This window comes from Pseudomonas sp. P129 (genome assembly GCF_020312195.1).
Lineage (GTDB): Bacteria > Pseudomonadota > Gammaproteobacteria > Pseudomonadales > Pseudomonadaceae > Aquipseudomonas > Aquipseudomonas fragariae.
Genome location: NZ_JAGPYS010000001.1, coordinates 916,508 through 940,080, shown reverse-complemented (window position 1 = coordinate 940,080; position 23,573 = coordinate 916,508). Strand labels below are relative to the sequence as shown.

Below are 23,573 nucleotides of genomic sequence, written 5' to 3'. Positions count from 1 at the left end.
GAATAGCAAAGCTTGGGGGCGCACTGATACCGAGCTGACGCCTGCAACGGGAACGATCATCTCAACTATCGTGCCACGCTCTGCGTCGCATGCCGTTCCGGTTGACCAGATCAGACGCTCCGCGTCCTCTTGACGACGCGGAGCGTCGAGAACTGCATTCCCACGCTGGAGCGTGCGGAACGATCATCTCAACTATAACTATCGTGCGACGCTCTGCGTCGCATGCCGTTCTGGACGCTTCGCGTCCTCTTGACGACGCAGAGCGTCGAGACCTGCATTCCCACGCTGGAGCGTGCGGAACGATCATCTCAACTATCGTGCCATGCTCTGCGTCGCATGCCTTTCCGGACGCTCCGCGTCCTCTTGACGACGCAGAGCATCGAGACCTGCATTCCCCCGCTGGAGCGATCAGTTTAACTATCGTGCGACGCTCTGCGTCGCATGCCGTTCTGGACGCTCCGCGTCCTCTTGACGACGCGGAGCGTCGAGACCTGCATTCCCCCGCTGGAGCGGGCGGAACGATGATCTCGACTGTCGTGCCAATACTCCGCGCACTAAAGCCCTTCCGCTAAAAGTTGACAGTGGCCGACAATCTCGCCGTTCTGGGCGCGCCCATGAACAGGTAGTCGTCACCCAGATACTCCCCGGCATCACGCCAGTAGCGTTTGTCGAACAGGTTGTCGACGGTCAGGCGCAGTACCGTGTCGTAACCGCTGATTCGGGTGCTGTAACGGCTGCCGATATTGAACAGTGCGTAGTCATTGACCTGCACGGTGCCTTCACGGTCAGCGTACTTGCTGGCGCTGTACTGCACGCCTCCGAGCAACGCGAGCCCGGGCACCGGCAGGCTGTAGTCGGCTTGCAAGGTGCCACGGTATCTGGGCACATTGAGGGCCTGATGATCATCGTAGGCCTCGGTGCCGCTGTCTTCAACGCGCGCCCGGATGGCCGCCGCACTGGCGGATATCTGCAGGCGGTCAGTCACCCAGCCACTCGCCCCCAGTTCAAGACCGGTGTTTTTCTGCTCGCCTTGCTGCACATAGGTAAACGTACCGTCATCGTTGGGCCTGGAGTACTGGTACGCCTGGCGGGCCTGAAACACCGCGGCGGTCAGGCTCATGCGCTGCCAGTCATACTTGATGCCTGCTTCGAGCTGTCGGGAGACGGTCGGCGCCAGAATTTCACTGGCATTGGTGGTGAACCACGCTGCCGTCCCGCCCAGCGACAGGCCCTTGCTGTAGCTGGTGTAGAGCGAAACATTGTCCACCGGCTTGTAGATCAGCGCCGCCTGGGGCAGAAACACATAGCGCTCGGTGTGTCGCGCATCGCTGCCGTCCTCGTTGAACGCCTGCTCGTCGAGCCGCACCCCGCGTCCGCCCAGCACGGTTTGCCAGTGCTCGTTGAGGCTGATCAGGTCAGTGGCAAACAGCCCGTACTGGCGGCTGTCCAGGCGGCGCTTGGTATGTGGCAGCGCCAGGGTCGAGGGGACCACCTGCTCAGGCGCCTCATCGATAGTGCCCGAGCCGACGAATTCGTTGAAGGTCCCGCGCGTATCAACCGTACGGCGGTAGGCACTGCTGCCGAAGGTCAGCTCGTGCCCAAGCGATCCGGTAGTGAAGGTGCCGGACATGGCCGCTTCGACTTCGTCATTGCGACGCGTGTCGTCCGGGCTGCGGAAATCATAGATGTCATAACCCCCTTCGGCACTGAAGTGGTTGGGCACCGCCTGCCCTGCGCAGCTGGCCGACCCGTAGCAACCCCACGCAAAGGCACTGTAGTCATCAATGACCACGCGACTGCGTGACGCACTGAGGCTGCCCTTCCAGTTGTCATTGAAGCGGTATTCGAAACGTCCGTTGATGTTCAGCGAGTCGATACCGACCGGATTGGACCAGTTCTGGTAACCCAGCAATTTGCCCGGCGAGGCATCGTGAGGCAGCGTGGTGCCGCCCAGAAGCTGATAACCGGGCACCGAGCGCTGCTCTTTGCTCTGGTACTCGACATCGAGTTGCAACAGGGCGCGCTCACTGATGTTCCAGTCGAACGCCAGCGAGGCAAAATCGCGCTGGCCATCGGCGTGTTCGACATACGAACGAATGTCTTCATGGGCAAGGTTGGCGCGCAGGCCGAATTGCTGTTCACTGCCGAACCAGCCACCGACGTCGGTCGCGATGTAGCGTTCGCCGTGTTCGTTGGTCGAGACCGTGACCGACCGGACGTCCTGCGCCCGCTTGGTCTGATAGTTGATTACGCCACCGGGCTCGGCCACGCCGCTCTGCAGGCCGGAAAGCCCCTTGAGCAACTCGACCTGCTGCTTGTTTTCCAGCGCGACGTTCTGCTCGCCGGCAATGCTGCGACCGTTGATGCGATAACTGTTGGCGGCGTTCAACGAAAACCCGCGCACCACAAAGTTTTCGTAATAGCCCACTGGCGCATAACCGTCGCCGACCGACGCATCGTTGCGCAGTACCTCACTCAGCAGCTTTGCCTGACGATCCCTGATCAGCGCAGCGCTGAACACCGACACCGAGGCGGGCGTATCCAGCAGTGAAGCCTGATCGAATCCAAAGATCGACGCCCGCTCGGCTTTATAGTCGCCGGTACTTTCCGGCTCGCTGAAACCAGTGACATTGACCGCATCCAGGCTGAGCACCTCTGCGGCCAGCAACGGCGAGGCAACCGCCATACCCAACGGTAACAATCGCCAGGCGTGGCGCATGGCAGGTCGGTAAGGCGTTCTCATCGAGCAGACTCCGCAGGGACAGCTGCCTGGACAGGCGCGACGCACCTTCCGGCAGGAGGCCAACCTTTTACGTTCACTGCCGGTTTTTTTCAACCTTTACGTGATGCTTTGCCTGTAAACGAAGTGCAGGGGAAAACTTTACTTACGAATCGGCAGAGCGAGACCGGCTTCAAAACGCTTCGCACACTTGAATAATTAAGCGTGAATTAAGTAAGCGCGGATAATCTGAGTTCAACAAAACCGCTGAACCCATCAGCGTGTGATGAATCAATCAAGACAGATCAATCAAAAAGGAATACCCCATGAAACTTATGCCTGCCGTTTTCGCCGCTGTTGCCCTCACTGCTGTTGCAGGTGCCGCCCAGGCTGACGTTGGTCCCGATGAAGTGATCCGCCTGTACAAGTCTCAGGCGTTGGGTGACTTTGAACAGTTCAACAAGCAGGCCGTTGCCAAGCACACAGGCTTCACGGTCCACGATACAGAACTGGACAAGGACCGCACCGGCCGCCTGATCTATCAGATCGAACTGAAAGACGCCAAGGGTGTGGAGTGGAATTACGACGTTGATGCCAAGACGGGCGAAGTGGTACGTGACGCAAAGGATAATTGATCCGACTGCTTTACCGGCTACCACCGCAAGCAACTCATAAGAAAATTCCCACAATATTGTGGGAATTTTCTTTTTCAAGCGATTAACAGTTTATTACTGAGCCAAGCCGACTTTCAGCAGACTTCCCTTATCGTCGTCGGTCAACACATACAAGTAACCGTCCGGTCCCTGACGCACATCGCGTATGCGCTGTTTCATGTCTTTCAACAGACGTTCTTCATGAACGATCTTGTCATTTTCGAACTGCAGTCTGATCAACTCTTCAGTGGCCAGGGCACCGATGAATACACTGTGATCCCATGCCTTGAAAAGGCTGTGATCATAGAACGCCATGCCACTGAGGCCCGGTGACACTTCCCAGACCTGGAACGGAATTTTGGTTCCTTCGACAACCTTGCCTTTCGACTCCGAAATCGGCTGACCCGAGTAGTCGATACCGTGGGTCGCGATCGGCCAGCCGTAATTCGCGCCACGCTCGATGATATTCAGCTCATCACCGCCCTTGGGGCCATGCTCGTTGGTCCACAACGTCCCGGTCCACGGGTCGAGCGCGGCGCCCTGCTGATTGCGATGGCCATAGGACCATATCTCGGGGCGTACGCCCTTCTGGCCCACGAACGGATTGTCTTTCGGTACGCTGCCATCCGGATAGATGCGCACGATCTTGCCCTGCAGCTTGTCCAGATCCTGCGCCGTGGGGCGCTGATTGTTTTCGCCCAGGGCGATGAACAGGTAGCCGTCGCGATCGAAGACCATCCGCGCGCCGAAGTGGTTGCCCACCGACAGTTTCGGTTCCTGGCGGAAGATGACTTCGAAGTCTTCCAGACGGGTCATGTCCTTGGACAGACGACCACGCCCTGCGGCAGTGCCGGCGGTATCGCCTTCGGCGGCGGTCTTGCCGCTGCCCTCGGAGTAGGTCAGATACACCATGCGGTCCTTGGCGAAGTCCGGTGACAGCACCACATCAAGCAGACCGCCCTGCTTCTGCGCCCAGACTTGCGGGACACCGGAAAGCGGTGCGGACAATTTGCCATCCGCCGATACCACGCGCAGGTTGCCCGAACGCTCTGTCACCAGCATGCCTTGCCTGTCAGGCAGAAAGGCCAGCGCCCACGGATGATCCAGACCTTCGACAACAGGGGTCACCGTGACGGTGCCCAGTTCGCTTTTGTAGGTTTCCGTAGCGGCGCTGGCCGTCAGTGGCAGGCTCAGAATGGCTGCAGTACACAATGTCGCGATCAGGTTTTTTCTAAGCATGAGCGTTTCCTTATGCATTGAGTCGACGTCCACACGGGTTCGCCGGGTTGAAAATTCAGTTGCCGCGCTTGGGGTCGGTTATCGGTGTAGAAGGACGTGGCGTGTTCTGGCGCGTAGGGTAGCCGTTACCAATGCCACCGTTTTCCAGAGTGGGCTTGCGCACCGGCGGCGCGATGTTGGGGCCACGGGACGGTGGCACGCTGGACTCGGTGCCCTGGCGGCTGTTGGGGTTGGCACGGTGGATCGGGCTGTTATACGGGTTGCTGCTGGCACCGTTGTTGAGGGTGCTGTTTGGCAGCGTCTGCGCCTGGACCGCACCGATGCAGCATGACGCAACAAGCACGCCGCCGACAAGATTACGCACAAAACTGTTCATCACTACCTCTGGGCAAGGTGAAAACTTCGGAGTAACCGTGAAGACTCAGGCCTTCGATGGCAACCCGGGCCTCAGGTTCGACCCGGCACTGCCGATGAGCAAGCAAAGCGGTAGGAGAGTTTGTAACAAGGATGGTCAAGGCTGTCGCAGCCGAACGACGCGACGGCCTGCACCCGCGGTTTGCGGAGCACAAAAAAGCGCCTGGCGGGCAGTCTGTGTGATCACAGGACACAGGCTGACGCAGGATGCCTATGCAGACTTCAACGGCATACTGAAGGTAAAGACCGTGCCCTGCTCTCGCGTCGAGCACACCTCGAGCGTACCTCCATGAGCAATGGCGATCTCGCTGGCGATGTACAGCCCCAGCCCGAGCCCGGCTTGCGGCTCGTCGGTGATGGGTCTGGAGTACGGCAGGAACAGTTGCGCACGAACCGATTCAGGTATCGGCTCTCCCTGATTGGTAACGCTGAGCACAAACACATCGCCATGCACGCCTGCCGTCACTTCGACCGGGCTCTCGGCATCACCATGGCTGATCGCGTTGGACACCAGATTGGAGAGCAATTGTGCGATCCGCTCGTGATCGCAGCGAATACGCTCCAGCGCGCCTATGTTCGAGTGAATCGGCCGCGACGGGTGAACGCGTTGCACCTCTGAAATCACATGCTCCAGGGTTTTATCCAGACCGTGTGCCTCATGGATACTCAGAGGAATGCCATGCCCCATACGACCACGGGCAAAATCGAGCACGTCATCGACCAGCTGCGAGGCGCGCTGGCCAGAGGTCAGGATGTGTTGCACGATCTGCTGGGCCTTTTCATCCAGCGGACGACGCAGCAGCAATTCGGCACTGGCATTGATGGCAAACAACGGGTTGCGCAGGTCGTGCCCCAGCACCGCGATAAACTGCTCGCGCAGCTCAGCCACCTCACGTTCGGCGAGCAGGTCTTCACGCGCCTGTTGCAGGTTTTCCTCGGCCTCGATCTGCAGCGCCAGAAGACGTGCGAACGACACCATCATGGCCTCGATGGGCGTCCCGATCAGCTTTGCAGGCTTGGGATCCAGCGCGCAGATAGTGCCGAAAAAGGAGCCGTCGGAAAGAAAGATCGGCACCGAGATATAGCTCTGGAAGCTGTACAGACGTGGTGTGTCATGCGCACAGAACAGCGGGTCCTCGGCGACATGGTCAATCACCACAGGCTTGTGGGAACTGCGAATCTCGTGGCAGATGGTGCTGCTCAGCTCCAGCTCACCGCCGGGCTTCAAACCGAAGTCGAGCTTGTCCAGGACCGCACAGGCCGTCCAGCTGGTTTCGGTTACACGCGCCACGGCGGCGAAACCCAGCCCGGTGGATTCGGCAATGACCTGCAGGATGGCCGGCACTGCGCTGATCCGGTTGATCGTGGCCACATCATTTGAAATGGATCGCCGCATGTAGAACCTGTATGAGCCTTGAGGTGATGACGCAGCACGTTAGTTTAGGACTGTAACGATTTTTCTGCACCCGTGAATAACACGGATTGCTCGTCAACCTGTACGAAGCCTGATCAAACCTCGGATTTCACCGGGGGACGCGGAAACGCCACCGTGAACGTCGTGCCCTCTTCAGCCGAAGAGCGAACCGTCACATCGCCCAGATGGGCTCGAACGATCTCGCGCACGATAAACAGGCCGAGCCCGACGGTGCGGGTCTCGTCACTGTCGCTGACCACGCGTACGACGGGCTCGTACAGGTCGTCTACCTTCTCCATCGGTATCGGTTCACCGAGGTTGTGCACCGACAGCTTGATCATCCAGGTGTCGAACGACGACGTAATCAAAACCTCACCGTCGTCGGCGCCGTAATTGATGGCATTGCTGACCAGATTGCCGAGCATCTGCAGCAGGCGGTCAGGATCAGCCGAACACGCGCCCTGCCCTTCGCTGCGATGGGTCAGCACCCGATCCGGGAAAACCTGGCGCAGTTCTTCGACGCCCCGGGCGACGACTGCGTGAAAGTCGATAGGCTGAGGAACGACGGTAATGCCACTGCCCACCCGGGCGTGAGTGAAATCCAGCAGGTCGACAATCATGCGATCGGCACGGTCGGTGGAATGATTGATGTGTCCCAGAATCCGCTCCTGCCGCGACTCCAGTGGGGTGCGCTCCAGCAGTCCGGCGGCCATCTTGATCGCGGCCAGCGGGTTGCGCAGGTCGTGGCTGACGATGCCAATCATCTGCTCGGCAAAAATAGCCCGGATCTCCGCCTCGGCATGCGCCAGACGCAAGCGATTGCGCGCCGAGGTCAGCTCGCTCTGCACGGTCATCTGCTGTTGCAGGAGCTCTTCGGCAATCTTGCGAGCAGCCAGCAGTTCGCGCTCGTACTTGTTGCGCTCTTCGGCCAGGAACACGGCCACTTCATGCAGATACCCCGACGGGTACTCGCGGCGTACGGCGTTGAGCATCATCGGGATGGGGCGGCCATCGGCATGAATCAGCTCGACCTTGACCTCGGCAATTGACCCTTGCGACTGCAGCGTGGGCGCCCAGTGAGTCTGCAGAAAGGCCTTGCCTGCCAGGCTCAGCAAATCCTGAAAGCGGCGGCCCACAACAGCGTCGCGCTCCAGACCCAGCCATCGGCAAAACGTCAGGTTGGCGCGCTCGATAGTGCCGTTGGGCAACGTGATCAACAGACCACAGGGCGCATGCTCGTAGAGGTCTTCGGTGACGGGCAGGCTCACCTGTTCAACGGTCATGGGCGGCACTCTCGCAAGAGGCCAGAAACTGATTCATCGCAGTAATGCATTCCTGTGCTGCGCTCATGTGCGGGTAGTGCCCTACATTGTCGATCATGTGCAGGGTGCTGTCGGTAATGACGCGGTGCAAGTACTTACCCACCTCGACCGGCACCACCATATCGTCGCTGCTTTGCAGAATGAGTGTTCTGCTCTTGAGTTGCGCGACATCGGCACGATGGTCGGATAAAAACGTCACGTGGGCAAACTGTCTGGCAATCTCCGCATTGGTGCGACAGAAACTGTTGGCGAGTTCTTCGCTCAGCTCAGGTCGATCCGAGGCACCCATGAGTGTCGGCGCGATGGTGCTGGACCAGCCCAGATAATTGCTTTCCAGCGTCTCAAGCAACGAATCGACATCGGCGCGAGTGAATCCACCCAGGTAATCTTCTTCGTTGAGGTAACGCGGGGACGGACCAATCATGATGTGACTGTCGAACCGACCGGGAGACTGAAGCTCGGCCAGCACGGCAATCATGCAACTGACCGAATGACCGACGTGCACCACCGGCCCCTCTGCGGCGAACTCGTTGACCACCTCCAGCAAGTCGGTTGCGTAGCCCTTGAGCGACGAATACTTGTGCGGATACCAGGCCGATACGTCCGAATTGCCGTTGCCCACCAGGTCGAACAGCACGACTTTGAAGCGCTCTGCGAAGTGCGGCGCTATAAAACGCCACATGTTCTGATCGCAGCCGAATCCATGAGCGAAAATCAGAGTGATCGGTCCGTCGCCCATAATGTTGACGTTGTTGCGCTGCTGGACCGACATATCGGGCTCCGAAAATGGCCAGGTAAACGGCTGGGTATGTGCATACCGTGATAAAGATGAGAGGAGGTTATCACCGTTAAAGGCACATTAGTGGCACAAACCGCACTTTAAGGCAGGAGCCAAAGAAGATTAATGATGGGCAGTGTTCTGAGGCGCACCTGAACTTCGCAGGTATCGGAGCGGTGTCGGGTGACGCAGAGCGTCACGAACTGCATGCCAACGCGGAGCATTGGCACGATAAGCCGTTGGATTTACGATGAGCGCGGAGCATGGGGCTGACAAGAAGCGGTCTTTACTCGCCGATGTCTTCGTTCCACAGTTCGGGCTTGCTGGCGATAAAGTCTTTCATCATGTGTGTGCACTCAGGGTTATCCAGCACGTCGATCTGCACGCCACGCGAGCGCAGCAGTTCTTCCTCGCCCATGAAGGACTCATTCTCACCGATGATCACTTTGCGAATCCCGTAGAGCAGAATCGCACCGCTGCACATCGCACAAGGCGACAGTGTGGTGTAGAGCACCGAGTCACGGTAGACACTGGCCGGCTGGCGACCGGCATTTTCCAGCGCATCCATCTCGCCGTGCTTCGTCGCACTGCCCTCTTGTACACGACGGTTATGGCCTCGACCGATGATCTCGCCGCCGTGGACGATGACCGAGCCGATGGGGATTCCGCCTTCCTTCAGCCCAAGTTGCGCCTCATCGAATGCTGCCTGCATGAATGCGTCCATGTTTTTTGCCTCGTCTCGTCAAAATAGCTGTCAGTGTTGCAGTGCTGCCTCGGCATTGCCCAGCGCACGACTGACAAATTGTCCCAGCAGCTCCGATGATCGGGCTTTCATATCGACGCTGACCTGGGTGTTTCTGGCCCTGAAGCTGTTTCCCAATGAAGGTGAATCCCCGCCCTGATTGAGCGAGCGCAATTCCTCGGCGGTAAATGAATGAGCATAAGCGGCTGCCAGATTGCGGTCCCACTGCGCCTGATATTCCGGTTTGAGGCGCTGTAATTCCTTCTGTACCAGTTCCTGCGCTTCAGTCTTGCCGACTGCCTGCACGATACCGGCAAACGTCGCCGTGCGCGAGGCGACCTGATACCCCAGCCAGGCAAGGCCCTCGCCCAGATTTCGTTGCTCCACCAGCGCCAGCGCCATGTCGTCGGCCTCTTCGGCACAGGCCGGATGCATCGCGTCCAGGCACAGACAGGCCAGCAATGCCAGGCAGGTCTGCCACGTGCCGCGCGAGCCCCGAACATGATCAGTCATGACGCCTCCCGCATCGATTGACCCAGACCTGAACTTATCAGCTCGGCGGGGCTTTACCACTCGGCGCGTCGCATACCGGTCATTGATGCCGTTATCAGCTATGCGCCTCGCGTCATGCAGCAGAGTCATAGTTAAAGACTGCTGCTGACCCGGGTGGCAACATCGGCAGGCAACCAGGCTTTCCAGACCTCGGGATGCTGCTTGAGAAAGCGGGCAGCCACGACCTTGGCATCCTCATGCTTGTCACTCATTTCGCCCAGGGTCTTGTTGAGCAGATCAATCGGGAAATCCACGCCTTTGAAGACACTCACCAGTTCGGGGTACTGCTTGCTGAATTCTGCCGATACGCCAATCGACAGCGTCGCCGCCAGCGAAGACGTGCCGCGTGGGTTGGGGTTGCTGGCGTCGGTCAGGGTTTTCCAGGCCTCGGCATCAAAGGCGGGCTCGTCCAGTTTGATCAGCTTGTACTTGCCCAGCAGGGGCGTAGGCGACCAGTAGTAAAACAATACAGGCTTGCCGCGCCGGATAGCGGAGGCGACCTCGGCGTCCAGTGCTGCGCCCGAGCCGGTACGGAAGTTGACGAAACTGTCGGCCAGGCCATAAGCCTTGAGTTTCTGCGTGTTGACGATTTCCGAGGTCCAGCCGCTCGGGCTGTTCAGGAACCGGCCTTTGTCGGGCGATTCAGGGTCTTTGAAAACGTCGTTGTAACGCGCCAGATCCGCGACAGATTTCAGGTCAGGCGCCAGCGGCTTGATGCCTTTGGCGGCATCGCCCTTGATTACGTACTCCGGCACCCACCAGCCTTCGGTGGCGCCCTTGACGATGTTGCCCAGCCCGAGCACCTTGCCCTCCTCTTCAGCCTTGACCCACACCGGGCTGCGTCCGGTCCATTCTTCGGCGATCACCTGAATGTCATTTTTCGCCAGCGCGGTTTCCAGGCTGACCGTACTGCCGGGCAAGGTATCGGTCGGGTAGCCATAGCCCTTCTCGACAATGGTACGCAGGACTTCAGTGATCAGGCTGCCGCTTTCCCAAGTCAGTGCGCCAAACTGGATAGGCTTGGCTTTTTCAGCCGCTGTGGCTGTCTGGCCAAGCAGGCCCAGCGCCAGAAGTGAACAGCCCAGGAGTCGTGTTATTGATTTCATGCTCACCTCAAATGGCGCGGAAGAAACGGGTCTGAAACTATCGACACCAGCCTGCGCCGATTAGTTGTCACGGCTTGGGCCTCTGTATGATGCAGGGCTCCTATTTTTCAAGCGCACCTGCGATGTCCGAAATCCAGTTCTACCCGCTGCCTGATGAGTGTCGCCCGTTGTTGGGCAAGTTCTACCGCGAGCACCAGTCGCCAATGCGCGCTGCCAGCAAGGGCCAGGCCTGGGTTGCAAAACGGGCAGAAATCATCGGTGCGTTGTGCCTGACGCCTGTCGCAGAGGGGCATTGGCTGACCGGGCTGTTCGTCGCGCCGGCGGCTCGCGGGCAAGCAGTGGCGCAGGGCCTGATCGAAGCGGCATTGCAACCGCTGAACGGGCCGGTGTGGCTGTTCTGCCATCCGGACCTGCTGGGCTTTTATCAACGTTCAGGGTTCGCGACGGCCCGGCGTCTGCCACAGGCCCTGGGTGAACGGTTCATGCGTTACAGCCGCAGCAAGCCGCTGATCGCACTGTGCCGCGAAACCTGATGGCGTCGCAGCACAACACGACGATCACTCGTCGGCGTTGGGGTCCATGTCCGGAAACATCACGTCCATGAAGCCGAATTTGCTGAAATCGGTGATGCGCGACGGGTAAAGCCGACCGATCAGGTGGTCGCATTCATGCTGAACGACCCGCGCGTGAAAACCGTGGGCAACACGCTCGATGGGCTGGCCCTGAGGATCGAAGCCTTCGTAACGAATGCTCTGATAACGGTCCACCATGCCGCGCAGGCCGGGCACTGAGAGGCAGCCTTCCCAGCCCTCTTCCAGCGTCGGGCTCAATGGGGTAATCAGCGGGTTGATCAGGATCGTCTGCGGGACCGCCTCGGCCTGCGGATAGCGCTCGTTGCGCTCGAAACCAAAAATCACCAGTTGCAGATCGACGCCGATCTGCGGCGCCGCCAGGCCAACACCGCCGACGCTGTGCATGGTTTCGAACATGTCGGCAATCAGCGTATCGAGCTCGCTGCTGCCGAACATCTCTGCGGGTACCGGAGGGGCGATGCGCAACAAGCGCTCATCTCCCATCTTCAGGATTTTGTGGATCATGACTGCGTGTCTCTTGCCGACTTAAAAAGCGATCTTGCCACACAATACGATCAGGCTTCGTCCGCTTTCTGCAACGGCACCGAATGGTCGCGGCCCAGACCGGAGACATGCTGCTTGACTGTCTCGCTGCTCTCTTCGCCGCCGTCACCGGCTTCCTTCTCGCCTGCGTCCTTGCCTTCGGCGGACATGTGCTCGATCACCGCATTCATTTCCGCACCCAGCAACAGCACCGCCGCGGAAATATAGAAATACAGTAACAGCACGATGATCGCGCCGATGCTGCCGTACATGGCGTTGTAGTCGGCAAAGGTCTTGACGTAAAAACCGAAGGCCAGGGAAGCGACGATCCACACCACCACGGCCAGCACCGAGCCTGGGGTGATAAAGCGAAACTCCTGTTTGACGTCAGGCATCACGTAATAGATCAGCGCTACGGCGACCATCAGCAGGATAATGATCGCGGGCCAGCGCAGGATGGTCCACAGCGTGACGATGAAGTCTTCCATGCCGATCTGCGCGGCAATCCAGTTCATGACCTGCGGCCCCAGCACCATGAAGGCGGCTGCCGCCAGCAACATGCCGGCAATGCCTACGGTGTAGAGAATCGACAGCGGCAGGCGTTTCCAGATAGGACGCCCTTCGACGACGTCATACGCTGCGTTCATGGCGCTCATCATCAGGCGCACACCCGCTGACGCGGTCCATAAGGCGATGACGATACCGATCGACAGCAAGCCGCCCTTGGACTGCTGCAACTGGTCGATGACCGGGTTGACCTGCTCGAGCGCCTGCGGCGGCAAGAGGAACTCCGACTGCAATCGCAACCAGGAAAAAAAGTCCGGCAGGTGCAGAAAGCCGATCAGTGCGATCAGAAACAGCAGGAACGGAAACAGAGAAAACAGCATCTGGTAAGCCAGTGCCGATGCATAGGTGGACATCTCGTCATCGAGGAACTCGTTGACGGTTCTCACCAGCACTTTGCCGACTTTCAATTTACGCAAATGGGGGAAAATCATGGCGCTTCCTCTCGCTCCCTTACTGGAAAACCTTACATCCTGAAAACCTGCATGTCATAGATGACGTGTCGCGTTGACGAACCGATACGCAAATACCGATGGCACATTGACTGGACAGGCCATGAAAGGTTTCAGTCCCGCAGAGCAGAAAGCATAACGGCCATCCGTGGATGACCGTTATCGGTAAACCTGCCCCGGCGCCAGGGCGCCGGGAACAATCGACTCAAGCCTTGTCCACGCCCTTCTTGATCGCGTCCTTGACCTTGCCTACGGTCTGCTGGCCTTCGCCTTTCAGCTCTTGTACCTTGCCTTCAGCCTGAAGTTTGTCATTGTCGGTAGCCTTGCCAACAGCCTGCTTGACGTTACCAACTGCTTCGTTGGCCATACCTTTGGCTTTATCGCTGGTGCTGCTCATCGAAAATCTCCTGGGTCTGAAGACCGCGCTGGAATCGGATGTCGTACTCGACAGAAGATTGACCTGTGCCGGTGGCCAAGAGTTTCAACTATTTTCCAGGCCACTCGTCTGCCGAGCATTTGGGCAGGTTTGCGGCAGAGTTTGTGCGAGAATGCGCGCCACCGTTGTCCGGCAGGGCCGACACGCTGAACACACCGATTCACAGGAACGTTATGAAACTCGATAAAAAGCTGGCCATTGCACGCAGAAACCAGGATCTGGGTGGCGCAGTGCTGGGCGTCAACAACACGCAGTTCGCCGTGCTGGACCACAAAAGAAACATCTGGTGGTTCGACCTGCCTGTCCCGCGCCTGCAAGTAGGCCAGTACGAGTGGCTGCACCTGCTGCTGCACACGCCTGAAACCGACCAGTTACTGCATTTGAAAGTGACCACGGTATTCATGCGCGATCACATGGAAGGCCTTGAAGTGCGCAATGCCGACAAGCGCAAACCGACCGTCAGCCTGGAGCTGAGCGCCGACAAGGACTCTTTCCTCAAGGACATGCGCCCCAAGGGCAGCAACCTGAGTTTTGCCGGCTTCCTGCAGAAGTAGCGGTAAACCCGCCACCAGATTCGCGCACTGCGCCGGGTGAGCGTTGCGAGCAGCCAACCCTCACCCGGCACACCGCTTCAGGCAAATCGACGTACCGCCAGATAGCCCGCCGTACCGGCCAGCGCCGACACCACCGTGCCCCACGCATGATCCACCAGCGCCAGCTGCGCCGGCCAGCCCTGCAAGGTGGCCCAGTTGGTCAGGTCATAGGTGCCATAGGCAATCAGCCCCAGCAGACCGCTGCACAATGTCGCATGGCTCAGTCGTTGCACTCTGAGCGCAGGCATGACGCCGAAAAACACCACCCCCGCCCCATACAGCAGATAAAACGCGATGGCAGGTCCTAATACGGGCGTATCGAGCATCAGCGGTCCGAGCCATTCACGGTAGGTCGGCCCCATCAACACGCCCAGCCACAGTCCGTCGAGGATCAGAAACGCCAGCAATGTGCCGAAGTAAGCGATCAGTATTCTTTTCATGGCGCGTCCTTGATCAAGTTTCAGGGCCGGGAAAACCCGCTTGAGGGTATGACCGACCAAAGGTAGACATTGATCCATCCAACTTCAGGACTTTTAAAAGGTGAAGGGAGTCAGTGTTAACGAGCGTTATGGAGTTTCAAGCACATGAACACTGTTGGTCCCCTGAAAATAGATGTCTGGAGCGACTACGTCTGCCCGTTCTGCTACCTGCAACTGGCCGTCCTGGAACAGCTTCAGCAAACCTACGGTGAGCGGCTCGAATTTAACTGGCATGCCTTTGAACTGCGCCCTGACCCATTGGCACTGCTCGACCCGAGTGCTGATTATCTGCGTGAAACCTGGTCACGATCTGTACTGCCGATGGCCGACAGGCGTCAGGTGATGATGAAGATGCCCAGCGTTCAGCCGCGCAGCCGCAAGGTTCTGGAAGCCGCAGTCTTTGCCAGGAATGCAGGAGGTTTTGAAGCGTTTCACAAAGAGGCTTACCGGGCGTTCTTCGAAAAGGGGCTGGATATCAGCGAGACGCACACGCTGCTCGAGCTGGCCACCACCACCGGACTGGATCGGCAAGCGATGGAGCAGGCACTCAATGCCGGTCATTTTGAAAAGGCCGTGTTGGACGACCGGCAACTGGCACAGAAGCTTGGGTTGAGAGCGGTGCCGGTCGTGCTGCTGCGACGCAGCGACGAGGCGCTGGAAGACGCGCGGGTATTCAACGGCACCTTGCCGTTTGAGCGCCTGAGCCAGGAAATAGACGCGCTCGCCACTTGGGCCTGAGGCATCGCGAGCTGCATTGACTGCAGCTCACATCAATTGCCGCTCAGGCACCCAGGCTGCGACGTGTTGTCAGACCAGCTCGATACGGTCGGCGTGAATCACGATCTGGCCCTGCTTGTACAACGCACCAATGGCCTTTTTGAAGTTGCCCTTGCTGACGCCAAACAGGCCGCTGATGACCTGCGGATCACTTTTATCGCTGACCGGCAGCGTGCCGTTGTTCTCGCGCAGCTTGGTGAGAATCTTCGAGTTCAGGCTGCTCGCGGCCTCTGCACCGACGGGTTGCAGGCTCAGGCTGATATTGCCGTCGCTGCGAATTTCCTTGATGTAACCCTTTTCCTGCTTGCCGGCGCGCATGAACTTGAACACTTCGTTCTTGTGAATCAGGCCCCAGTGCTTGTTGTTGATGATCGCCTTGAAGCCCATGTCGGTCGCTTCAGCCACCAGCAGATCGACTTCCTGGCCCACGCTGTAGTTGGCGGGAGTCTTGTCCAGGTAGCGATCCAGACGCGCAGTCGCGGTAATGCGCCGTGTGTGTTTGTCGAGGTAGACGTGAACCACGCAGTAATCACCGGCCTGCAAGGTGCGCTTCTCTTCGGAGTACGGCAGCAACAGGTCCTTGGGCAGGCCCCAGTCAAGGAATACACCGATGCTGTTGACTTCAACCACCTTCAGGCTGGCGAACTCACCGACCTGCACCTTGGGTTTTTCAGTGGTGGCGAGCAGCTTGTCTTCGCTGTCCAGATAGATGAACACATTGAGCCAGTCCTCATCTTCCGTAGGAACGTCCTTGGGGATGTACCGATTGGGCAGCAGGATTTCACCATCCTGCGCACCGTCCAGATACAGACCGAAGTTCGTGTGCTTGACGATTTGCAAGCTGTTGTAACGCCCGATTAAAGCCATTTCCAGATACCCTCATTACGTGGGCGGCATTCTACCCGACTTTGAGTCCGGGTTCGCGTTGCGTGGCCGAAGGTGTCGATACAGCCTCCACTCGTCAGTTTCCCCGATCCCCGTCGATCGACCTTGCTGCACTGCGGCGCAGCGCCACGTCGAAATTTTGTATCTGAAAACAGGCGCTTAGCGGCTTCCGGAATAAATTCGCCAAGCCACCGAGTGCAGGTTCGGCTCGGGCGAATGCCATATTCACCAAGCAATAATCAAGCGTTTCCTGTACTCTGGCTGGCCGTATTACGTTTATGAAGGTAAATGGCAGCCATGCGTATCAAAGCATCCCACTCGAAAGCCAAACCCGCCCCAGCCGTTGAAACGAGCGACTCGATCAACGCGCAGATTGCAGCTTTCCTGAAGTCCGGCGGTGAAATCCAGCAAATTGCCAAAGGCGTGAGTGGCCAGACCTTCGCACCTTCCAAGCAGATCAATCTCGGTAAAAAGTAAAACCGCGTCCTGCCTGTCGATCTCTACGCGCCTTGACGCTCAAGGCGCTAGATTGACCATCCTTCGCTGGATATTCTTCCGGTCACGCTGCTACTCTCTCCTCTGATATCACTATGACCACGAGCTGGATCACGCTCTGGACGTTATCTTCTTTGTGGAATGCTCGAATGAAGAACTGGATGCTTTTCGGTGCACTTGTCTACCTTGGCGGCTGCGCGTCGCACCACTGCGAAAACGGCCCCAACGACAGTCAGCTCACCGACAGCCCTTGCCGGGCGGAGCATCTGCTCTATCAGAACGACATGCTGCAGGCCAAACTGCTGATCAGCGAAGACAACCGCGAAAACTATGAGCTGGCCGAAGCCATGCTGCGCCGTGCCGCACTTGACGACGCGTCGGGCGAAGCCGAGTTCTATCAGGCTGTATTGCTGATTCGCCAGCAGGCCGACCAAAAGCAGATCATCGATTTGCTGCAAACCGCCGCGAAACACAAGCATCCACTGGCCATCGCCCTGCTCTCCCAGCAACTGAGTGTCAGCGATCCAAAGCTTGCCGAACGTTATCAGTCTGAATACGCCCAACTGGACGTCGCCAAGAGTGGCTACCCGTCGTTTGAGCAGGCGCTGGTGGTGATTCGAGGGCTGATCATCCCGTCTGCGCGCACCACTGCGGCCAACTGACACACGACGGATCGACGAACGGTCCGCCCCGAGCTCATTTCAACGGTATGCTTGCGAGGCTCTAGCTCGCGGCTTGTGTCGGCTCCTGAGCCATTTTCGATACGCCATCCCTGACCACACTCCTCGCAGATCAAGGAGTGAGCCATGCTCAGCCATCGCTTACACGTGCTGTCTTTCAGCGCCATGCTTGTTTGTCAGTCCGTCTCTGCCCAGGTTCTGGAGCGGGATCTGGGCGACTTCGACCTGAAACTCGCCACCACGCCTACGCGCAGCATGGCCCAGGGTCTGGTGACGCCCACCGGCGGTTCCGGGTCCTTTCATGGCGGCATGGACCTGACCCACGAAAGCGGTTTCTACTTCGGGCAGTGGGCGCCCAACATGGGCCTGGCCTCCGATACCGGGATGGAGCTCGACTCCTACATGGGCTTCAAGAAGCCCTTCGATAACACCCTTGGCTACGAGCTGGGGATGATTCGTTACAGTTACCCCGACACCAGCCAGATCGACAGCCACGAGTTCTATGCCGGCCTGCGCATGCGCGACAGCCGGATCGGCGCGGCCTTCAGCAACGATGTCGGCACCCGCGACAGCACGGTATTCGTCGATCTGGGCGCCATCGAGCAACTCGGCGTCGGCGTGCGCATGCAGTACGCCAATCACCAGTTCGATACCCCGCAGTCCGCCGCCGACGGCGGGTTGATCAACGGCTTCAACGACTGGTCGCTGAACCTGTCACGCCCCTGGCTGGGCATCGACATGAACCTCATCTATAGCGGCTCAAGCCTGAGCGGCGGCGATTGCAGCGTCTACAGCGGCCACAACGCACGCTGTGACGGGACGTTCACCCTTAAAGCGGTGCGTTCATTCTTTTAAAGGCCCAAACCGGTTGAACTGCCAGACGCTACACTCCTCTACTGCACGTCAGTACGCCAAGGAGATGTCATGCAGTCTTTATTCAAAGCATTCGTCACACTGTTGATGACCGTTGCACTGCTCGCAGGATGCAATCAGGTAGGACTGGCGTACCGCAACCTCGACGTGATCATTCCGTGGACGCTCAGCGACTACCTGGACATGAATTCGGAACAGAAAGGCTGGCTGGACGTGCGCCTCAAGCAACACTTGAGCTGGCACTGCAGCACCCAGCTGCCGGAGTACCTGACCTGGCTGGACAAGCTCGAGGACATGGTCAAGACCGATCAGGTGACCTACGAAGGGCTGCAGGCTCGTACCAGCGAAGCCAAAGAAGCAATCGCCAAGATCTCGAAGGAAATCACGCCCTCTGCGGTAGAGTTGCTGTCGCGCTTTGACGACAAGCAGGTGCAGGAGATGCAGGAGTCGTTCGCCAAGGATCAGCGCAAGCGCGAGAACAAATACCTCGACCAGCCACTGGAACGTCAGATCGCAGAGCGCGCCGACCGTATGCAGAAACGTGTGACGCCGTGGGTCGGCAAGCTCAATCAGGCGCAGAAAGACCGCATTCAGGCCTGGTCTGCATCGCTCGGCGAACAGAACAAGGCGTGGATCGAGAACCGTACGCGGTGGCAGAACCTGTTTCTGGCCACGGTCCAGCAGCGTCAGGCCAGCGACTTCCCGCAACGCATCGCCGCGTTGCTGCAGGACCGCGAGACGTTCTGGACCCCTGAATACCGCAAGGCCTACGACCAGACCGAGAAGGCCGCGATATCGCTGATCGTCGACATCACCGCCCTGAGCACCCCGGAACAACGCGCCAAACTGCTGAGCCGCATCGCCGACATGCGCAAGGACTTCACCGACCTGGACTGCCTGAAGTCGCAGAAGTAGTTCGATAGCCCTCTCACCACAACTATCGTACCCATGCTGCGCATGGGTATGCCGTTCTGGACGCTCTGCTTCCTGCCTTGAGTACGCGGGCGCGGCGCAGAGTCGTGACGCGGAGCGTCACCCAAGGCATTCCCACGCTGGAGCGTGAGGAACGATGGTCATCTCAGCACAACTATGACTATCGTGCCCGCGCTCCGCATGGGTATGCCGTTCTGGACGCTCTGCCTCCTGCCTTGAGTGCGCGGACAGCTCTCTGACTATCGTACCCATGCTCCGCGTGGGTATGCCGTTCTATGCGATCTGGGGCTTTTTGGCGATGATGTCGAAGAGCGCGGGGTCAAGCGGGTCGCCGGCCTGCTCATTGAGGACCTGACGTGGGTGATCATCCCCCGGAATGCTGCTATCGATCAAAGCCAGCAGGCTCGCGCCGCGCTTTGTCAGCATGTAGGTCGAGCCATCTCCGCCTTCCTCGCGAGGACGCGGTTCGATGTAGCTGCGATTGAGCAGCGTCTCGAATTCCGTGGATGTCGATGGGCTGCGGTTGTTCTGCACATCGTGCAGCAAACGCTCGATAAGGTCCCATTTGTAAGTCATGTCTATACACCTCCGTCCAGCATGGAATGATCACCCATGACCTCCAGCCACGGGCATGCGACTCAAAGGGTGTGACCTGCGAGGTGAATGACGGTTCAGAGAAGCTGGCGGACGGTGTAACGAGGCGTTATCAGTACTGTAAAGAGATTGATCGCTCCCGAATGCTCGGGAGCGATCACGGCAATCACTCGGCAGCCGGGGCCGGGGTGCTGCGTTTTTTCAGCGGGGCCATGCCGTCCTGGCTGACCAGGTCAGACTTGGGACGGTTGACCGTCTTGCGTTTGGTCGGCCCTTTGGCCGCGACCTTCTTCTTGTCGCCCTTGGCGTCGGTCTTTTTCTTCTTGACGCCGACTGCCTTGCCGGAGGCCTTGACCTTCTTCGGCCCGCCGTAGGTGCCTTTGACTTCCTTGATGACGCGACGCTCGAAGCTCTGCTTGAGATAGCGCTCCACGCTCGACATCAGGTTCCAGTCGCCATGACAGATCAGCGAGATCGCCAGGCCGTCGCTGCCTGCCCGGCCGGTACGCCCGACGCGGTGGACGTAGTCATCGCCGCTGCGTGGCATGTCGAAGTTGATCACCATGTCCAGACCTTCGACATCAAGGCCACGAGCCGCCACATCGGTGGCAACCATGATTTTCGCGCCGCCCTGCTTGAGACGGTCGATGGCCGCCTTGCGGTCCTTCTGGTCCTTGTCGCCGTGCAGCACGAACGCCTTGTATTCCAGCGCTACCAGGCGGCCATACAAACGGTCAGCCATGGCCTTGGTGTTGGTGAAGATAATGGCTTTCTGGTAGGTCTCGTTAGCCAGCAGCCAATTGAGAACCTGCTCTTTGTGCACATTGTGATCAGCAGTGATGATCTGGTGGCGTGTGCCGGAAGCCAGCTCGCTGACGCTGTTGACTTGCAGGTGCTGTGGATCCTTGAGCACCTTGCCGATCATTTCCCGCAGGCCAGCGCCGCCGGTGGTCGCCGAGAACAGCATGGTCTGCTCACGACCGGCACATTCGCCGGCCAGACGCTCGACGTCTTCGGAGAAGCCCATGTCCAGCATGCGGTCGGCTTCGTCCAGTACCAGCACTTCAACGTGCTTGAGGTCCAGGTTGCCTGCGTTCAACTGCTCCAGCAGGCGACCCGGCGTGCCGATCAGAATGTCCGGCACCTTGCGCAGCATCGCGGCCTGAACCTTGAAGTCCTCGCCACCGGTGATCAAACCGGCCTTGACGAAAGTGAACTGCGAGAAGCGCTCGACTTCCTTGAGCGTCTGCTGAGCCAGCTCACGGGTTGGCAGCAGGATCACCGCACGGATGTCGACACGGACCTTGGCCGGGCCGATCAGACGATTGAGGATCGGCAGCACAAATGCGGCGGTCTTGCCGCTACCGGTTTGCGCAGTCACCCGCAGGTCGCGCCCTTGCAGTGCGAGCGGAATGGCGGCCGCCTGCACAGGCGTAGGCTCGACAAATTTAAGCTCGGCCACAGCTTTGAGCAGGCGTTCGTGCAGGGCGAATTCGGAAAACACGGGTGCTACCTCGACGAAAAACAAAAATACAGCTGCATAGCGTAACGGTTTCGAGCGCCGGGGCCGAGTTTCTTTACCACCAAAGGCCGATTTTGTTTACCAACGGGCGGATAACGGCCATTCGAAACGCTGCAAAACCATTGAGCGCCGTCACGACACCGGCAGCAGCACATCGACCACCAGACCGCCGCCCGGCCGATTGCGTGCGGCGATCTGCCCGCCGTGCATTTCGATAGCCCGCAGGGCGATGGCCAGGCCCAGGCCAAAGCCCTGCGCGGCATTCTCCGGGCCGCGCTCGAAGGGCTGGAAAATCCGTTGCAGGCACGCCTCGTCCACACCTGGCCCCTGATCGATGACATTGACCATCAGGCACAGCGGCTGGGCCTGAACGTTGGCGACCACCACCACATCCGTGCCGACCGCCGTGTGGCGAACGGCATTGCGGATCACGTTTTCGAAGGCCCGGTAGAGCAGTTCGCTGTCGACCTGTGCGACGAAAGACCCGGGAGCCTGCAGCCTGACCCGACACTGCTTCAGTCCGGCCTCGAATTCGGCATCTTCGACGATGGCCGCCAGCAGGCTGATGACATCGACCTTTTCCCGCGTCAGGCTTTCGACATCGCTCTGCATGCGCGCCAGGGTCAGCAATTCTTCGATCAGTGAGTCCATGCGCTCCGATTCGCGCTCGATGCGTTCGAGCATGTCCAGTTGGCTCGGCTCCTGGCGCAACAGGCCGATGGCGGCGCTCATGCGCGTCAGCGGCGAACGCAGTTCATGGGAAATGTCATGCAACAGTTGTTGCTGAGAGTCGGCCATGACCTTGAGCTGATTGGCCATGCGGTCGCAATCCTCGGCAAGGTCGACGATTTCATCGCGCCGCCGGCCCATGTCGGGTTTTACCCGTGTGTCGAAACGGCCTCTGGCGACCTTGCCCATCGCCTCCCGCAATTTCATCAGCGGCGCCACCAGATAGCTGCTGAGAAACCAGCTGAACAGCGCACTCATGACCGTGCCGGTGATCAGCGGATTGAGGTGAGAGGGTTGATCGTCATGGTTGGGGCGCTGGGTAGAGCGGATGTGCACGAGTGCACCTTCGCGTGTGTGCACAGCCAGTTCGAAGCGAGGATTCTCCAGCGCCTCGCCCGCCAGCAGCAGACCCTGGTTGTCGTATAGCCCGACCCTGCCTTGCCCCTCCGGCTGCCAGGTATCGAGCAACGCCCGCCCTGCGGCAATGCCCGAGCGCTGCAAAATGCGCACTTCGTTATCGAGCACCGTGCTGAACGAAGGATCGCCCCGCCCTGACTGGGTGAACATGAACAGGCCGGCACCGACCATGAAGGTCAGGCTGGTCGCCAGCCAGAATGCCAGGAACAGCTTCCAGAACAACCGGTTCGGCCTCATGGCGTGATCAACATGTAGCCCAGATTGCGCACGCTCTGTATCCAGCTCTGGTTATCGTTGCGCGGACCGAGCTTGTGGCGAATGCTGCTGATGTGCACATCGATACTGCGATCGTAGCGAGCCAGCGGCCGTCCCAGCGCGTTCATCGACAGGTTCTGCTTGCTGACCAGTTGCCCGGCATGCCGCGCCAGCTCTTCGAGCAGGCAGAACTCGTTGCCGGTCAGTTCAAGCGTCGCGCCCTGCCAGCGCGCTTCACGCTTGCCTGGCCAGAGCATCAGCTCTCCGGCCTGAATCACATCCCGGACCGCATCGACTACCGACACCGCACGCACCCGGCGCATGATCGCCCGCAGACGCGCTACCAGTTCACCCGGCGAGCTGGGCTTGGGCACGTAATCGTCGGCGCCCAGTTCCAGCCCGGAAATACGGTCGATATTGTCGCCGCGGGCGGTCAGCAGAATAACCGGCACCTGGCTTTGCGCACGGATCCGCCGCAGCACTTCGATCCCGGAGATGCGCGGCATCATGATGTCCAGCACGACGATGTCGTGACGCCCGGACAAGGCTTCAATCTCGCCCTCTTCAGCGCTGTTGGTGCAGGTCACGTCGAAGCTTTCACGGGTCAGGTACTGGCTGAGCATTTCCGTCAGTTCCCGGTCATCGTCGACAAGCAATACGGAAGTCATGGCAGGCCCTTGATTGGTGGTTGCCGATTATCCCGACGCTGCTGCGGCGTGTCAGCCGGGCTCGATGATCTTTACCTAACCTTACACGGCGTTAACCGTCCCCAACATGCCCTCGCCCTATGCTGCGCAGCCAACAGCGCCCGCCGGACCGGCCCTTTCTGGCGTGT

Annotated in this window: 26 protein-coding genes; 8 read left to right on the top strand and 18 right to left on the bottom strand. The window is 59.1% G+C overall.

From position 1 onward, the window contains the following. Positions 1 to 568: 568 nt before the first annotated feature. The gene (locus tag KBY02_RS04110; protein ID WP_032653463.1) at positions 569 to 2,743 is read right to left on the bottom strand and encodes a TonB-dependent siderophore receptor; all 2,175 of its coding nucleotides are present in this window, start codon (positions 2,741 to 2,743) and stop codon (positions 569 to 571) included. 302 nt (positions 2,744 to 3,045) lie between these two features. Here KBY02_RS04110 and KBY02_RS04105 point away from each other — a divergent pair, with 302 nt between their 5' ends. Then, the gene (locus KBY02_RS04105) at positions 3,046 to 3,354 is read left to right on the top strand and encodes a PepSY domain-containing protein (protein ID WP_003402515.1); all 309 of its coding nucleotides are present in this window, start codon (positions 3,046 to 3,048) and stop codon (positions 3,352 to 3,354) included. A 93-nt stretch (positions 3,355 to 3,447) separates the two neighbouring features. On the opposite strand, the gene KBY02_RS04100 is transcribed toward KBY02_RS04105, so the two are convergent. The 8 genes from KBY02_RS04100 to KBY02_RS04065 form a co-directional block, all read right to left on the bottom strand. Next, positions 3,448 to 4,611, bottom strand: coding sequence for a PQQ-dependent sugar dehydrogenase (locus KBY02_RS04100; protein ID WP_024661124.1), 1,164 nt, complete (start codon positions 4,609 to 4,611; stop codon positions 3,448 to 3,450). A gap of 55 nt (positions 4,612 to 4,666) precedes the next feature. Next, entirely contained in the window at positions 4,667 to 4,987 is a 321-nt protein-coding gene (locus tag KBY02_RS04095) for a hypothetical protein (protein WP_003402512.1), read from the bottom strand. Positions 4,988 to 5,236: 249 nt separating this feature from the next. Beyond that, positions 5,237 to 6,421, bottom strand: coding sequence for a GAF domain-containing sensor histidine kinase (locus KBY02_RS04090; RefSeq protein WP_024638951.1), 1,185 nt, complete (start codon positions 6,419 to 6,421; stop codon positions 5,237 to 5,239). A gap of 113 nt (positions 6,422 to 6,534) precedes the next feature. After that, positions 6,535 to 7,722 (bottom strand): PAS domain-containing sensor histidine kinase, encoded by a 1,188-nt coding sequence (locus tag KBY02_RS04085; protein WP_096135054.1) that lies wholly within the window; start codon positions 7,720 to 7,722, stop codon positions 6,535 to 6,537. Continuing rightward, complete coding sequence (locus KBY02_RS04080; protein WP_024638949.1) at positions 7,712 to 8,533, bottom strand: alpha/beta fold hydrolase; 822 nt, start codon at positions 8,531 to 8,533, stop codon at positions 7,712 to 7,714. Before KBY02_RS04080 ends, KBY02_RS04085 begins: the two co-directional genes overlap by 11 nt. 292 nt (positions 8,534 to 8,825) lie before the next feature. Further along, on the bottom strand, positions 8,826 to 9,263 hold the full coding sequence (locus KBY02_RS04075; protein WP_024642217.1) for a nucleoside deaminase: 438 nt from the start codon (positions 9,261 to 9,263) through the stop codon (positions 8,826 to 8,828). A gap of 30 nt (positions 9,264 to 9,293) precedes the next feature. Beyond that, a complete protein-coding gene (locus tag KBY02_RS04070; RefSeq protein ID WP_096135053.1) occupies positions 9,294 to 9,794 on the bottom strand; it encodes a hypothetical protein in 501 nt (166 codons plus the stop codon). Positions 9,795 to 9,925: 131 nt separating this feature from the next. Then, positions 9,926 to 10,939 (bottom strand): ABC transporter substrate-binding protein, encoded by a 1,014-nt coding sequence (locus tag KBY02_RS04065; RefSeq protein ID WP_024638947.1) that lies wholly within the window; start codon positions 10,937 to 10,939, stop codon positions 9,926 to 9,928. Between the two features lie 122 nt (positions 10,940 to 11,061). Between KBY02_RS04065 and KBY02_RS04060 the strand changes: the two genes are divergently transcribed. Continuing rightward, a complete protein-coding gene (locus tag KBY02_RS04060; protein ID WP_024638946.1) occupies positions 11,062 to 11,472 on the top strand; it encodes a GNAT family N-acetyltransferase in 411 nt (136 codons plus the stop codon). A gap of 24 nt (positions 11,473 to 11,496) precedes the next feature. On the opposite strand, the gene def is transcribed toward KBY02_RS04060, so the two are convergent. From def to KBY02_RS04045, 3 genes are all read right to left on the bottom strand, one after another. Next, positions 11,497 to 12,036 carry a peptide deformylase gene (gene def, locus KBY02_RS04055; RefSeq protein ID WP_003402497.1) on the bottom strand — a complete coding sequence of 180 codons (540 nt, stop codon included), beginning with the start codon at positions 12,034 to 12,036 and terminating at the stop codon, positions 11,497 to 11,499. A 50-nt stretch (positions 12,037 to 12,086) separates the two neighbouring features. After that, positions 12,087 to 13,052 (bottom strand): YihY/virulence factor BrkB family protein, encoded by a 966-nt coding sequence (locus KBY02_RS04050; RefSeq protein ID WP_011268643.1) that lies wholly within the window; start codon positions 13,050 to 13,052, stop codon positions 12,087 to 12,089. 223 nt (positions 13,053 to 13,275) lie between these two features. Then, positions 13,276 to 13,467, bottom strand: a complete 192-nt coding sequence (locus KBY02_RS04045) for a CsbD family protein (RefSeq protein ID WP_003402493.1) — start codon at positions 13,465 to 13,467, stop codon at positions 13,276 to 13,278. Positions 13,468 to 13,679: 212 nt separating this feature from the next. Here KBY02_RS04045 and KBY02_RS04040 point away from each other — a divergent pair, with 212 nt between their 5' ends. Beyond that, a complete protein-coding gene (locus tag KBY02_RS04040) occupies positions 13,680 to 14,060 on the top strand; it encodes a hypothetical protein (protein ID WP_225649877.1) in 381 nt (126 codons plus the stop codon). Between the two features lie 77 nt (positions 14,061 to 14,137). Here KBY02_RS04040 and KBY02_RS04035 read toward each other — a convergent pair whose 3' ends face one another. Then, complete coding sequence (locus KBY02_RS04035) at positions 14,138 to 14,539, bottom strand: DUF2177 family protein (protein WP_011268644.1); 402 nt, start codon at positions 14,537 to 14,539, stop codon at positions 14,138 to 14,140. Between the two features lie 144 nt (positions 14,540 to 14,683). On the opposite strand from KBY02_RS04035, the gene KBY02_RS04030 reads away from it, so the two are divergent. Then, entirely contained in the window at positions 14,684 to 15,316 is a 633-nt protein-coding gene (locus KBY02_RS04030) for a DsbA family protein (RefSeq protein ID WP_011268645.1), read from the top strand. Between the two features lie 69 nt (positions 15,317 to 15,385). Here the strand turns inward: KBY02_RS04030 and KBY02_RS04025 are convergent, their stop codons facing one another. Further along, positions 15,386 to 16,222 carry a S1 RNA-binding domain-containing protein gene (locus KBY02_RS04025; protein ID WP_011268646.1) on the bottom strand — a complete coding sequence of 279 codons (837 nt, stop codon included), beginning with the start codon at positions 16,220 to 16,222 and terminating at the stop codon, positions 15,386 to 15,388. Positions 16,223 to 16,528: 306 nt separating this feature from the next. On the opposite strand from KBY02_RS04025, the gene KBY02_RS04020 reads away from it, so the two are divergent. The 4 genes from KBY02_RS04020 (at position 16,529) to KBY02_RS04005 (ending at position 19,203) form a co-directional block, all read left to right on the top strand. Next, a complete protein-coding gene (locus KBY02_RS04020; protein ID WP_002554403.1) occupies positions 16,529 to 16,717 on the top strand; it encodes a hypothetical protein in 189 nt (62 codons plus the stop codon). 167 nt (positions 16,718 to 16,884) lie between these two features. Next, on the top strand, positions 16,885 to 17,397 hold the full coding sequence (locus tag KBY02_RS04015; protein WP_003412760.1) for a hypothetical protein: 513 nt from the start codon (positions 16,885 to 16,887) through the stop codon (positions 17,395 to 17,397). A 144-nt stretch (positions 17,398 to 17,541) separates the two neighbouring features. Continuing rightward, positions 17,542 to 18,270 (top strand): TorF family putative porin, encoded by a 729-nt coding sequence (locus KBY02_RS04010; RefSeq protein WP_011268648.1) that lies wholly within the window; start codon positions 17,542 to 17,544, stop codon positions 18,268 to 18,270. A 69-nt stretch (positions 18,271 to 18,339) separates the two neighbouring features. Then, positions 18,340 to 19,203 (top strand): DUF6279 family lipoprotein, encoded by an 864-nt coding sequence (locus tag KBY02_RS04005; protein ID WP_003425465.1) that lies wholly within the window; start codon positions 18,340 to 18,342, stop codon positions 19,201 to 19,203. Between the two features lie 291 nt (positions 19,204 to 19,494). Here KBY02_RS04005 and KBY02_RS04000 read toward each other — a convergent pair whose 3' ends face one another. The 4 genes from KBY02_RS04000 to KBY02_RS03985 form a co-directional block, all read right to left on the bottom strand. Beyond that, a complete protein-coding gene (locus tag KBY02_RS04000) occupies positions 19,495 to 19,797 on the bottom strand; it encodes a hypothetical protein (RefSeq protein WP_003402479.1) in 303 nt (100 codons plus the stop codon). 184 nt (positions 19,798 to 19,981) lie between these two features. Beyond that, positions 19,982 to 21,319 carry a DEAD/DEAH box helicase gene (locus tag KBY02_RS03995; RefSeq protein ID WP_003402477.1) on the bottom strand — a complete coding sequence of 446 codons (1,338 nt, stop codon included), beginning with the start codon at positions 21,317 to 21,319 and terminating at the stop codon, positions 19,982 to 19,984. A gap of 150 nt (positions 21,320 to 21,469) precedes the next feature. Next, positions 21,470 to 22,705, bottom strand: a complete 1,236-nt coding sequence (locus KBY02_RS03990) for an ATP-binding protein (RefSeq protein ID WP_024660173.1) — start codon at positions 22,703 to 22,705, stop codon at positions 21,470 to 21,472. An 11-nt stretch (positions 22,706 to 22,716) separates the two neighbouring features. Then, positions 22,717 to 23,406 (bottom strand): response regulator transcription factor, encoded by a 690-nt coding sequence (locus tag KBY02_RS03985; protein ID WP_024638938.1) that lies wholly within the window; start codon positions 23,404 to 23,406, stop codon positions 22,717 to 22,719. Between the last annotated feature and the right edge of the window lie 167 nt (positions 23,407 to 23,573).